Source organism: Thermodesulfovibrionia bacterium (assembly GCA_030646035.1).
Classification (GTDB): Bacteria; Nitrospirota; Thermodesulfovibrionia; order UBA6902; family UBA6902; genus JACQZG01.
In genome coordinates this window covers 16,132-28,394 of sequence record JAUSMY010000002.1, presented here as the reverse complement: position 1 = coordinate 28,394, position 12,263 = coordinate 16,132, and the positions used below count along the sequence as shown (strand labels likewise).

The 12,263-nt window shown below is 47.5% G+C and carries 10 protein-coding genes; 3 read left to right on the top strand and 7 right to left on the bottom strand.

The features are described from left to right. Nucleotides 1-75: 75 nt before the first annotated feature. On the top strand, nt 76-753 hold the full coding sequence (locus Q7U10_00290; protein ID MDO8281059.1) for a class I SAM-dependent methyltransferase: 678 nt from the start codon (nt 76-78) through the stop codon (nt 751-753). 7 nt (nt 754-760) lie between these two features. Continuing rightward, nucleotides 761-1,909 carry a glycosyltransferase family 4 protein gene (locus tag Q7U10_00285; GenBank protein MDO8281058.1) on the top strand — a complete coding sequence of 383 codons (1,149 nt, stop codon included), beginning with the start codon at nt 761-763 and terminating at the stop codon, nt 1,907-1,909. 54 nt (nt 1,910-1,963) lie between these two features. Here Q7U10_00285 and Q7U10_00280 read toward each other — a convergent pair whose 3' ends face one another. Together Q7U10_00280 and Q7U10_00275 are read right to left on the bottom strand one after the other, a co-directional pair. Further along, nucleotides 1,964-3,127 (bottom strand): glycosyltransferase, encoded by a 1,164-nt coding sequence (locus Q7U10_00280; protein MDO8281057.1) that lies wholly within the window; start codon nt 3,125-3,127, stop codon nt 1,964-1,966. 25 nt (nt 3,128-3,152) lie between these two features. Continuing rightward, nucleotides 3,153-4,226 carry a hypothetical protein gene (locus Q7U10_00275; GenBank protein MDO8281056.1) on the bottom strand — a complete coding sequence of 358 codons (1,074 nt, stop codon included), beginning with the start codon at nt 4,224-4,226 and terminating at the stop codon, nt 3,153-3,155. A 261-nt stretch (nt 4,227-4,487) separates the two neighbouring features. Between Q7U10_00275 and Q7U10_00270 the strand changes: the two genes are divergently transcribed. Continuing rightward, nucleotides 4,488-5,822, top strand: coding sequence for a hypothetical protein (locus tag Q7U10_00270; GenBank protein ID MDO8281055.1), 1,335 nt, complete (start codon nt 4,488-4,490; stop codon nt 5,820-5,822). Nucleotides 5,823-5,905: 83 nt separating this feature from the next. Here the strand turns inward: Q7U10_00270 and asnB are convergent, their stop codons facing one another. Genes asnB through Q7U10_00245 form a run of 5 tightly spaced genes read right to left on the bottom strand, consistent with a single transcriptional unit; the run spans nt 5,906 to nt 12,253 of the window. Next, nucleotides 5,906-7,834 carry an asparagine synthase (glutamine-hydrolyzing) gene (asnB, locus tag Q7U10_00265; GenBank protein MDO8281054.1) on the bottom strand — a complete coding sequence of 643 codons (1,929 nt, stop codon included), beginning with the start codon at nt 7,832-7,834 and terminating at the stop codon, nt 5,906-5,908. A 1-nt stretch (nt 7,835) separates the two neighbouring features. Continuing rightward, complete coding sequence (locus tag Q7U10_00260; GenBank protein ID MDO8281053.1) at nt 7,836-9,050, bottom strand: glycosyltransferase family 4 protein; 1,215 nt, start codon at nt 9,048-9,050, stop codon at nt 7,836-7,838. After that, nucleotides 9,028-10,149 (bottom strand): glycosyltransferase family 4 protein, encoded by a 1,122-nt coding sequence (locus Q7U10_00255; GenBank protein MDO8281052.1) that lies wholly within the window; start codon nt 10,147-10,149, stop codon nt 9,028-9,030. Before Q7U10_00255 ends, Q7U10_00260 begins: the two co-directional genes overlap by 23 nt. Then, nucleotides 10,146-11,156 carry a glycosyltransferase family 9 protein gene (locus tag Q7U10_00250; protein ID MDO8281051.1) on the bottom strand — a complete coding sequence of 337 codons (1,011 nt, stop codon included), beginning with the start codon at nt 11,154-11,156 and terminating at the stop codon, nt 10,146-10,148. The genes Q7U10_00255 and Q7U10_00250 overlap by 4 nt, the downstream gene beginning before the upstream one ends. After that, nucleotides 11,153-12,253 carry a glycosyltransferase family 4 protein gene (locus Q7U10_00245; protein ID MDO8281050.1) on the bottom strand — a complete coding sequence of 367 codons (1,101 nt, stop codon included), beginning with the start codon at nt 12,251-12,253 and terminating at the stop codon, nt 11,153-11,155. Before Q7U10_00245 ends, Q7U10_00250 begins: the two co-directional genes overlap by 4 nt. Nucleotides 12,254-12,263 lie beyond the last annotated feature (10 nt).

Below are 12,263 nucleotides of genomic sequence, written 5' to 3'. Positions count from 1 at the left end.
CAAGACCCCTTATGAGGCATACTGGAATCTGCCTATTGGCGGATATAGGAAATCAGAACAGCTTTTGGAGGCGGCATGATGGCCGGTGCATTCCACCTTAAATCAGCCCCTAACCTGTCCAATGGATGGGGTCCACCTCTGGATTTAGGTGCCGGGAACGGGGTTGACCTTGACATTGCAAAAGCGATAAATCCGTCAGCAAAGATGTGTGCAGTAGAATTTTATGAACCTAATATAGCTGGGCTGAAAAGCCGGGATATTGAAGTTCATCAGCTTGATATAGAAAGAGATAGGCTTCCATTTGAAAATGAATCAGTTGATATTGTAATTGCCAATCAATTTCTGGAACATACAAAAGAGATCTTTTGGATAATGCATGAGACCAGCAGGATACTAAAGATTAATGGAAAACTGATTTTAGGTGTTCCTAATTTAGCATCATTACACAATCGACTGCTATTACTTGCCGGTATGCAGCCGACCCCTATTCAGTTGTTCTCTGCTCATGTCAGAGCTTTTACAAAATCCGGGCTCCTGGATTTTCTGGATATCTATTCAGGATATGAATTAATAGATTTCAAAGGAAGCAATTTTTACCCTTTCCCTCCGATCATAGCTAAATCTCTGGCAAAGATGTTCCCTTCATTGGCATGGGGGAATTTCTTTCTTCTAGAAAAAAAGAAAAAATATTCAAATGAATTCCTTGATTATCCTATCAGGGAGAAATTGCAAACAAACTTTTATCTGGGATAATGAATAAATGAAAACCGCTATCATCCATGACTGGCTTGTGACTTATGTAGGGTCCGAGAGAGTACTGGAGCAGATCTTGAAACTCTACCCTGATGCAGACCTCTTCTGTCTGCTGGATTTTCTTCCACAGGAGGAGCGCGCCTTTTTATCAGGCAAAAAGGTCAATACATCATTTATAAAGCACTTGCCGATGGCACAAAAGAGATACCGCAACTATCTGCCGATCATGCCGTTTGCCATCCAACGGTTTGATCTGTCCGAGTATCAGCTCATACTGTCAAGTTCTCATGCCGTGGCAAAGGGAGTGCGCAAGAAGCCGGGCCAGCTCCATATATGTTACTGCCACACGCCAATGAGATATGTCTGGGACCTTCAGGGCCAGTATCTTAAGGAATCCGGCCTTGAAAGAGGGTTAAAGGGAGTTTTGGTAAAGGCCGTGCTGAAACGCATCAGGGATTGGGATTACGCGAATTCAAAAAATGTTGATTATTTCATAGCCAACTCCCATTACATTAAAGACAGGATAAAGAGGGCCTATGGCAGGGATGCTGATGTCATCTATCCGCCGGTTGATATTGATGATTTTCAGGTCGGGGATGAAAGAGAGAATTTCTATCTGGCTGTCTCAAGGATGGTTCCTTATAAAAAGATGGACATTATCGTTGAGGCATTTTCAGATATGGGCCTGCCGCTTGTTGTTATAGGCGACGGGCCTGATTTTGAAAAGGTCAGGGCAAAGGCAAAGGGCAATATCAGGCTGTTAGGCTATCAAGCCGGTGATGTACTAAAGGAATATATGAAAAAGGCCAGGGCATTTGTCTTTGCGGCAGAGGAGGATTTCGGCATCTTGCCTGTGGAGGCGCAGGCATGCGGAACGCCGGTAATAGCATATGGAAAAGGCGGTGCTGTTGAGACGGTCATTCCTCTTGATGAGAAAGAAGCAGCGGGCAATGGAGGAGCGCATCCTACCGGCATATTTTTCCATGAACAGACTCCTGAGGCGTTGATAGAGGCGGTTGAAATGTTTGAGGCTAATGAAAAGATGTTCAACCCCGATGAGATAAGAAAGAACTCTGAACGCTTCAGCATAGAAAGGTTTATCAAGGAATACAAAAACTTCGTTGAAAGCCGGGCGATGGAATTCTTCGGGGTATAGATTTGAATCTTTTCCTCATAACATACCGGCTTTATGATCTTTTATTACAAAGCGTTATTCTGTCAGTTTGTTGTAAAGTTTTTCAACTTCCTTGGCGATGTCTTCCCATGAAAATCCATTCTCAACGGTTTTTCTTCCTTCTCTTCCTATCTTCATCCTCAGGTCGTTGTCAGCGGAGAGCATCCTGATCTTCCCGGCGATATCTTCGCACATCCTTTCTTCATCTATCAGATAGCCGTTAGTCCCGTCGGCCACATACTCAGTAATCCCGCCCTTCTTTCTCGCGATCACAGGCAGGCCGGTCGCCATCGCCTCTATACCTACCATGCCGAACGGCTCTTCGAAATTTGAGGGCACTACCATGACGTTCCCTGACAGATACAGCAAGTGGATCTCTGAAGGGGGGAAGACGTCGGTAAATATGATCTTATCGCCGAGCGGCTTCGCCAGCTTTATCATATCCTTACCGTATATTACCCTCTTGTTGCCGGGCTGCCCTTTTGCTATCTCACCGACAACAAGGAATCTGATATTTTTTTCTTCTTTTAAAAGCAGTGCGCTCCTGATGAAGTGCTCCACGCCCTTTTCAGGCGAGACCCTGCCTACATACATAGCGACAAACTCATCCTTCTTTATGCCGAAACGGCTGCGCATCTCTTCTTTGAGCCGGACGCATTCCCAATGCGGACGAAACCTCTCCAGGTTTACACCGTTGTAAATATGCGAGCGCCCTTTTGCCTTTATAGAGAGGCTGCTCGGCAGTTCGGTTATGAACCTGCTGCAGCATAGAAGGTGGTCGACAGGGGTGTCCGGTATAGCGCCAAAGAACTCATTATGCTGATGGAGCAGGGTTTTAGTATCGCTGTTCTTTATGAGGCTGACAAGGGAATCAGACCATTTGGTGAAGTTATGCATATGGACTATATCAGGCCGGACTTGGTTGATGATACGGGCAATCCTTTTCTGGTATGAAAGCGGGTCAAGCCTGGTCATCTTCTGGAAGATCCTTCGGTATGCCTTGCCGAAACGTATCCTGTGAAAATATATCCCGTCCCTGAATTCCTCCAGAGGATAAAGAGGATGTGAGATGGATATGATATGAGGTTCATATCCGGAAAGCCTTCTGGATACCTCATACATCCATGTCTCTACTGCCGCACCTTTCAATGGCGGAACTGTATGAACAGGGCCTGTTACCATCAATACTTTTTTCGGCATAACAGGTATGGCTTCTCCTTCTTTGCTATGGCGTCAGTATCTTTTTTATGGTTTCGAGAGCCTGCTCTCTGTAGCTGCCGGACAGGAAGACGGCACAGCATTCGTAGCCTGCGGGGCAGAGCTTCTCATCCCTGCGGTTTGTATAATAGCAGGGGCAGCAGTCAAGCGGTTCAAAGACGACCCTCGACCTTGCGGCTGGATGGATGGTATGCTGCGGCAGGTCATGGGACATAAGGGCCACGTGCTCTTTTGAGATGAGCTGGGCCAGATGCGAGACAAAGCTGTCCGCAGTAACGGTAATATCGGCATTCGCAACTATTTGCAGTATATCATCAACTGAGTTTGTGACCGATGAGTTCAGGCCCGCTTTGACGTAATCATCCAGCATAGGGTCGCCCGGAGCGAAGTAGCATGTATATCCGGAACCGTCCGGCATAAGCTCTGAAAGTATGCCTCTGATAAAGTCTGCAGGCAGAAACTGAAATGAGCCCCCGCCCGGGAAGATTGCTATTTTATTAACCGGCACTTCAGCATGATGCCTTTCCGGATCATCAGCATATTGTCTCAATCGCTGAGAGACCGTCCTGTAAGACATATAGAGCCCTCTGAGAAGCGCTGTCTCCGACACCCCCCATGCCGCAGCTACAGGCGCCCACATCTTGAGGGCGTAATATGAAGGCGTCTCCCTGAGAACCCTCGTGCCTGATGAGAGCTTCATATCTGTCAGGTACTGCTGCAGGCGCCTGCCCGGGCCCTGCGGCGGGTAGTCAAATGAGGCGAGCCTTCTGCGTTCGGCAAAATCATAATAAAAGTCCCCTGAAAAGTAGTTGCGGAATACTGTTGTCCAGGAGATCTTTGACAGGAGGTGATAGCGAGGGTGAGGGGAGTGCCCTGCATCGGCTATGCTCCTTATATTCAGTCCGGGCAGCATGGCCTTTACGAGCGGCTCCACAAGGCTTCTTGTGAAGCATATGCCGTCATCCGCAAGGAACGGTATGTTGAGTTCGATCAGCGCCTGCAGGCCGTTCGCGGCTATTATGCCGTCTCCCTGCCCGCCCGCCTGCATCAATATAGATTTAATTTTTGCTTTATATGGCATTTGTTATAACAAAGACAGAGTTAAATATACGCAAGAATTTATCCAGCCAGCCATTCAATGATATTTGTTTTGTGATATCTTCTTATGAATAATATAGCAACTTATCTCTTAATTCAGCAATCCTGCTTTAAATTCAGTTCCTTGACGCATAGAATAATTTTGTCTATAGTAAGACCATGGCTGAATAATTGCATTATGATCAGATAACATTTTTATAAGTTTTGTGGCTCTCTTTACCTGTATATAACTTAAAGGATCTATATGTGTTTTAAGAAAATTTACACTACAAAGGCAATTGTATTAATTGTTCTGGTAGGACTCATTATCGGATTGATTTATACGGTTAACAGATATGAGAAATATACAATTGAGAAGTTCATCATAATTATATCTTCTTATGGAGTGGTTTTGTTTTTTTTGCAACATGCGTTAAGAAGTTGGGATAAAAAGAAAATAGATAATTTGTGTCTTGTGATCCTTTCATCAATTTTCAGTATTTATAGTGCTGAAGTAATGGTCGGCATTTTTGTTGGTGAACCGCTTAATCAATTGAAAGCTGCCAAAAAAAACAATGTTAAATTTGAGCCTCGTTTACCAGCCCAGTTTGCAAAATATCTTAGAGAAAACAATCCAAAAGTTTTCCTTACCTTGTATAAACCAGATGGTTTTAAAAATGATTCAGAAGGGAATGTCATACTGCCTTTGGCAGGAATATCCCGAAAGACCATTGTTCACTGTAATGAATCAGGGGATTACGCGATTTTTGAATCTGATGAGTATGGATTTAATAATCCTGCGGGCTCCCACGAAAGCTCTCCGGATATTCTGTTGGTAGGAGATTCGTTTACTCTGGGTGCTTGTGTTAATCCGGACAAAGACACAGCCGGGATATTAAGATCAAAAGGGCATTCTGTTGTAAATCTGGGAGTCGGCGGCACCGGTCCCTTGTTTGCCCTGGCGGTTTTAAGGGAGTATGCAAATGACTTGCGGCCTCCGCTGGTTTTTTGGCTTTATTTTGAAGGTAATGATATTCTAGATCTGATAAAAGAATCAAAAGATAGTTTCTTAATAAAATATTTAAACCCGGATTTCACTCAATCTCTCAAGAATAAACAAAACGAAATAGATGAATTTATATCTAATTATATATTGCGATATTTAAATGGTGTTGGGCCACAAAAAATAAAACCGTTTTATAAAAAGGTAGTAGAATTATCGCATCTACGTAAGCATATGAAAATATTGTTAAACCTCTCTGAAGAGCCCCCGCCACCTTCGGATTTTTTGTTGCAAGTAGCACAAAAGATGAAGCTTGAAGTAGAATCATGGGGAGGTAAGATGACGGTAGTTTATTTGCCTGCGATAGCAAGATATCGTAATGGAAATCCTGACAGTGGAGAACTGTTTCATAGGGACAAGGTGCTTTTGGTTTTTGATTCATTAGATTTGCCTGTTATTGATTTGCACCCTATTTTTATGAAGCAGGATGATCCTACTGCTTTATTCCCTCTCGGGATAGGCCCCCATTACTCAGAAGACGGATATTTTTTAGTCGGAGAGGCTATATCAAAATTCATTGATTCTTATGATAAATAATTTGAAATTTGAGGGGAGCTGTTCAAATCGTTTTGTATGTAATGTTTTTAATAAAAACTATTGCGGAATAATTCTTCTCTTAATTAAAAACTTATACGGTTCTTTTCTGTCCATACGGCCAGCACAAGAAGGGACCAGAGCGGTTCGCTCATATTTGCCCTGCCTGACTGATGGATATCGTTCATCTTTTTAATTACATCTCTGTTCATGAAGCTGAGGGGCGAATCCTCTGAGAGGAGATAACTTTCGATGCTCTCTTTAAGCACCGTCCTCATCCAGCGGGCCAGAGGCGGGTTGAAGCCTGCCTTTTTGCGTTTAATAATATCATATGGCAGATAGTCCCTGAAAGCCTCTTTCAGAATGTGCTTGTCCTTTTTGTATGAGAGCGGCAGGCTGTTCGCCCACTCAACGAATACATGGTCAAGAAAAGGAGAACGCGCCTCAAGGCCGTGGGACATCCCTGCAAGGTCTGATTTCACAAGGATATCGTCAGGCAGATATGTGACCTGGTCAAGCGCCATAAGCCTCTCCATAGCCGTGCGAGCCCCTGTTTTATCCAGAAGACTATTTATCTCGGCAGGCCACCCGTACCTTTCAGCCTTTATAAAAGGGCATCCCTTATATAACGAGTTACGTATCTTCCATGAAAGGCCTGCAAACCTCAGCGGATAGGTCTCTGTCAGGCCGCCTGACAATGACTCAAGTATGCGGCCGGGCCTTCCTCGAAAGCTCCTCTTGTCAATATCGGGCGGAAGCATTTCTGACAGATATCTTGCGGCATCATGCAGCGATGAAGGAAGGTAATCGAGAAAGCGGTTCCTTGCGTGAATGGCGTAGCGCTTGTAGCCTGCAAAGACCTCATCCCCTCCGTCTCCGTTCAGCACGACCTTTATGTGGGACGAGGCAGCCTTTGCCAGGTAGAACGAGGGAAGCGCGGACGGGTCTCCGAACGGCTCATCAAAATGCCATATGATCTTCTGAAGGTCCCTGCCTATGTCCGTTTCAGCCATAAGCTCTGTATGAATGGTGCCGTAGCGTTCGGCAACGCTCCTTGCGAAAGGCCTTTCATCAAACTCCTCATCAGGGAAACCTACGGAGAATGTCCGGATGTCCCCGTTATGCCTTTGCCTTAGCAGCGCAACCACCGCGCTGGAGTCGAGCCCTCCGCTCAGAAATACCCCGATGGGCACGTCGGACATCATGCGCATGCTGACCGATTCTCCGAGCAAGGAGAGCATGCTCTCTTTTGCCTCATCGAACGATATAACGGTTTTAGGCTCAAAACGGGGTACCCAGTACTGATGCGGCTTAATCTCCCTTTCAGGTTTCTCAAGCGAAAATGTGATGCTGCATCCTGCCGGCAGTTTATATATGTTCTTTATGCCGGTGAGAGGAGAAGGGATGTAACGGTAGGCGATGTAGCGGTCTATAGCTCTGGTGTCCGCAGTACGGCTTACCCATGGGAGTTCCAGAAGAGACTTCATCTCAGAGGCGAATGCGAACCTCTGCCCGTCCCAGTAATACTTCAGGGGTTTAAGCCCGAGGCGGTCCCTTGCCATAAAGAGCTCTTTTCTGTCAGCGTCATAAATACAGAAGGCGAAAAACCCCCTGAAATACTTAAGGCACGAATGTCCATACTCCTTATAAGCATAAAGCACGACCTCTGTATCTGTTGCGGATTTGAAGATGTATCCGCGTTCCTGAAGCCGTCTGCGCAGTTCAAGATGGTTGTATATCTCTCCGTTATAAGTTATCCATGTCCTGCCGCCGGGATCGGACATAGGCTGATGGCCCGCTGAGGAGAGGTCGATGATGCTTAATCTGAGATGTCCGAGGACAAGGTCGCTACGGCCGCCGCCGTCAGGCAGGCCCCACCACTTCCCGCTTGCGGTATTGAAAGAGGTTATTCCTGAATCATCCGGCCCGCGATGCGCTGCCGCATCAAGCATGCTGCGGACATCATTAGGGGAGACAGTCTCTCCTGAATTAAATATCCCGGCTATTCCGCACATATCATGACCAGTTTGACCTCAGAAAGCCCGCTATCTTTTCTCCACGATTCTCCCACGTGAATTCCCTTACATCACTCTTGGCCCTGGCCGCAAGCCTCCTGCCGAGCTCTTTATCGTTTATAAGCCTGTTTATCGCCTCTGCAAGAGCTTTCGGGTCATCAGGAGGAACAAGGATGCCGCTGATACCGTCTTTGATTATCTCCCTTGTCGAGGGCAGGTCAGAGGCAACCACGGGCGTGCCTGATGCCATATATTCGAAGAGCTTTATCGGCGACGCAAAGAGCGCCACACTTAATGGCTTAAGCGGCAGGACGCATATGTCGGCACGGGCCATGAAACTGAAACGCCTTGCCGGCTTGACATAACCTTCAAAATGGATCCTGTTTTCAAGGCCGAGCTTTGCGGCATACTCCCTGTAAACATTTATCCTTTCACTGTCTCCGCCCACTATCTCCAGAGAAGCGCAGGGTATATACTGAAGGGCCTCTATCAGGACATCGATCCCTTTCCAGTGATGCAGGCTCCCGAGATAGAGGATGAGCCTGCCGCCTTCTGTATTATTCTCTGCCTCCGGTTCTTTATCCATGCACTGGTCAAGAACGGAAGAGTCAACACCGTTGGGCGCCACAAGAATGGGGCAACTGATGCTGAACCTTTTTCTTATCTCATCTGCCACATGGTTTGTGGTGCAGATTATCCCGTCTGCATTTTCATATACATATTTCTCTTTCTCAGCAAGCCTCAGCGCCTTGCTGCCCGGCTTCTTATCTTTTATCCGCAGCTCGTCGCCGAATGAGAAGGAGAATATCTCATGTATCTCAAAGATGACCGGAGGCAGCTTGACCATCCGCCGGCATCTAAGAAGAAAGGCCGCCAGTTTAAGGTTCCTGATGAGCAAGGCATTTATCCTCTCTTTTTTCCGGAGCGTGGCAGCGTTGAATAATGTAATAATAAAAAATGGGAGGTTCCAGGAAGGGCGGACCAGCCCGTGTTCTTTTTTAAAGTTAGGGATATCATGGATATGAAGATCGTCCGGTATATCAAGACGGTAATAACTTTCCGGGTTTTCATCTTCGCCCCTGCTTACTATCAGATGGACATTCATGACTTTTGCAAGAGCCGCCGCCGTCTGGATGGTCTGAAGCGCTTCGGGGGCGGACGAAGGCAGAGGGTGAGGGTCTGCCATCAATAGTTTATAAACAGGTCTTGATCTCATCTAATAAACGGTCTACCGACCGTTTCCATGTAAAGTTCTCAGATACTCTCAGCCGGGCGCTCTCACCCATGCGCGACCTCGCCGCGGCGTTGCAGGCGAGAAAGACGATCTTTTCTGCTATCTCATCAGGACTCGTCGGGGATACGAGAAAGCCGCAGCTTCCGTCATTTCCGGTTACCTCGGGGATGCCTCCGATATGGCTGGCTATGACCGGCTTGCCGCAGGCCATAGCTTCGGCTATCGATATGCCGAAGGCCTCATCGCCTATACTGGGGTATATCGCCGCGTCAGCCACAGAGTAATATCGGGGCAGTTCTCCGTGCGGGACAAAATCGAGAAAGACGACCCTTTCGTTCAGGCCCATTTCAGATGACATCTTCTCAAGCCTCTTCTTCTCAGGCCCGTTGCCGATGATGAGAAGTTTGACAGGCAGTTTACGTACAGCCTCAAAGCCCATGGCCTCAACAATATGCTTGACCCCTTTCCAGCCTACGAGCCTGCCGGCAAAGATGAAGACCGTTTCGCCCTCATTGATGCCGATAGACCTCTTTAATTCCGCGTCCGGCAGCATCGGATGAAATTTTGCTGTATCAACGCCGTTGTATATTACCCTCGGATATCTCTTGTAACGGGACATCACCTGCCAGGCGTTGAAGTGGCTGCATGAAAGCCATATGCTGATACGTTTCGACAGGGCTCTGTCGCCGGGGAAGAAGTCCGTGCCCTGGCTTAAAAAGGCATACCTTGCCAAATTTCCTCCGCCTGTAAAATAGGGCAGAAAGAAATCGAAAGGCTTTGTAGTGAAAATGATGTCATAGGAGTTCTCTCTCAGTCTTTTCCGGGCAAAGAAGGTCATCGTAAGCCTCTCTATTATCCTCTGGAAGCGGCTGCCGATATCAGGAACCTTTTCACGCGGCAGAAAAGGGAATGTAAATACCTTAATGGAATGGTTAAGGCCTGCGGGCCGTATAGGGCCGTTGCCGCCGTATATATGGACCTCTATGCCCCTTGAGGCCAGCTCATTGGAAAGCTCCCATATCGCGGTCTGTATGCCGCCGATGGAGACGGTTGATGTCACATCATAGAATGCTATCTTCACAGTTTGTCTCCTATCATCTTCTGGATCTCTTTCCATACCATATCGCTGCTGATGGAATCCAGCGCCAGGTGCCGCCCGCACTCTTCATTCAGGGGGGGAGTCATCTGTATCATGGTGAACCTGTCTATATTGTGAAGCGGCCCGAGATATCTGGCCGGGTGCATGCAGTGGAATAATGCCACGGTTGGGACTTCAAGCGCAAAGGCTATATGCATCGGACCTGTATCGGTGGTCACAAAGGCGTTGAGCCCTGATATCAGAGCGGCTGCCTGCCGTATGCTTGTCCTGCCTGCTGCAATGACCGAGTTGCCTCCAAGCGCATTCCGGATCTCTTTCGCTTTTTTTACCTCTTTCCCGGAGCCAAAGAGCAGTATCTTTGCTTTGTATTTATTCATGATATGCCGACCCAATGATATGAATTTCTCAACAGGCCAGTCTCTGTAGGCCTTGGTGGGGAAACCTGCTATTTGAAAGCCGATCACAATATCATTTACGCCTATGCCGTTCTTCTTCATAAAAGAGTCCGCCCATGATTTCTCTTCTTTTCTGACGCAGTAGACAAGTTTCTTCTCAGCACATTTTGTTCCGGCGGCAGCCGGAAGAAGCAGTCTTTCATCTACAGCGTGCATGGGCACCAAAGGCCGCGGAACGGCTATGTCCATCAGCCGGTCAACCGAGGGGATGCCGTGTTTAAAACCTATGACATATTTACCAATGCTCCTCCCGTATTTGAGCAGCTTTATATCTTCCCCGTAAACAAAGACCATGTCGTATCTGTTATTAAGCCTGGGAAGAAGACGGAAGCGGCCCCAAATGTTATTGCATAATAACATATTGATATCCTGGTTATTCTCAAGCACGCTTATCCTTCCGGGGTGTGCCAGAACGTCGATACGCGCATCGGGGAAACATTTTCTAAGGGCGCGCACCGCAGGGGTCACGAATAACGTATCCCCTATACGGGCCACGATGATTATCAGTATGCTCTTTCGGCCTGAAGCTCTCATCTGCCTCTCTTTTTCCCAAGGCCGCGGTAGAGTCTCTCAACCTTGTCGGCCATCGCGTCGATTGAGAACCTTTTTTCAACAAGTATTCCGGCCTCTCTGCCCATAGATGCCCTAAGCTGCGGGTCTGAGTATAGCCTGAGTATGCTGTCAGTTATAAGGGCCGGGTCTCTCGGCTTCAGCAGAATGCCGGTATGGTTGTTTATGACCGCCTCACTTATAGCGCCCACATCTGAAGCTATAACAGGCTTATGCATGGCCATGGCCTGAAGTATGCTCTGAGGTACGCCTTCGCTCTCGTACGACGGATGGACTACGATATCAAGCGAGGCCATTATCTCCGGGATGTCCTCTCTGTGCCCGAGAAAAAAGACATTGCCTTCCATTCCCATCGCGCGCACCTTTTTTTTAAGGTTGCCTGCCTGCGGGCCGTCGCCGACAATATAAAGGTGCAGGTCCTTGATCTTATTCAATAGGGCGGGCAGGGCGTCAAGAAGATATGTATGTCCCTTCCAGTTCCTGAGCACGCCTATTATGCCGATATGAAAACCCGTCTGAATGATGCATGGCCTGACATCTTTATGGCTGAACCTCTTGAGGTCGACGCCGGTCGGTATCGAGATTATCTTATCAGCCCTGAAACCGTTATGCCTGACCATTCTATCCTTTATAGCCTCTCCGGTCGTAATAACGGCGTCAGGAAGCATGTCATATATAATGCGGCTCAGAATGGACCTGCTTATCGGCGTTGAGAGGTGCCTTGTTCTTATGACCTTCGGCTTACGTCCTGAGAGATATGCGGCTATCGTTGCCACCCAGCTGTCGGCAGAGCTGTGTGTATTCAGGATATCGACCTTCTCTCTGGTTATGAGGGATGCCATCCTTAAAAAAGAGCGGGGGTCTTTTTTGTTGAACTCCATGTCAAATATGGCGATACCGGCTGCTGCTGCCTTTTTATTGAGCAAGCTCTTTTCAGGCGCGGCAATAATTACACGGTATCCCCGGGCCGTCATCCTGAGCGACTCCTCAAAGACCCTTATCTCCTGGCCTCCCCATCCGGTTGAGGCCTCTGTATGCAGTATTGTCGGTTTGTTCTCCATATGAAATAAG

Excerpts from the sequence above, each read along its gene's own strand:
- Q7U10_00290 (MDO8281059.1), top strand. The coding sequence starts at position 76 with ATGATGGCCGGTGCATTCCACCTTAAATCAGCCCCTAACCTGTCCAAT.
- Q7U10_00285 (MDO8281058.1), top strand. The coding sequence starts at position 761 with ATGAAAACCGCTATCATCCATGACTGGCTTGTGACTTATGTAGGGTCC.
- Q7U10_00280 (MDO8281057.1), bottom strand. The coding sequence starts at position 3,127 with ATGCCGAAAAAAGTATTGATGGTAACAGGCCCTGTTCATACAGTTCCG.
- Q7U10_00275 (MDO8281056.1), bottom strand. The coding sequence starts at position 4,226 with ATGCCATATAAAGCAAAAATTAAATCTATATTGATGCAGGCGGGCGGG.
- Q7U10_00270 (MDO8281055.1), top strand. The coding sequence starts at position 4,488 with ATGTGTTTTAAGAAAATTTACACTACAAAGGCAATTGTATTAATTGTT.
- asnB (MDO8281054.1), bottom strand. The coding sequence starts at position 7,834 with ATGTGCGGAATAGCCGGGATATTTAATTCAGGAGAGACTGTCTCCCCT.
- Q7U10_00260 (MDO8281053.1), bottom strand. The coding sequence starts at position 9,050 with ATGAGATCAAGACCTGTTTATAAACTATTGATGGCAGACCCTCACCCT.
- Q7U10_00250 (MDO8281051.1), bottom strand. The coding sequence starts at position 11,156 with ATGAGAGCTTCAGGCCGAAAGAGCATACTGATAATCATCGTGGCCCGT.
- Q7U10_00245 (MDO8281050.1), bottom strand. The coding sequence starts at position 12,253 with ATGGAGAACAAACCGACAATACTGCATACAGAGGCCTCAACCGGATGG.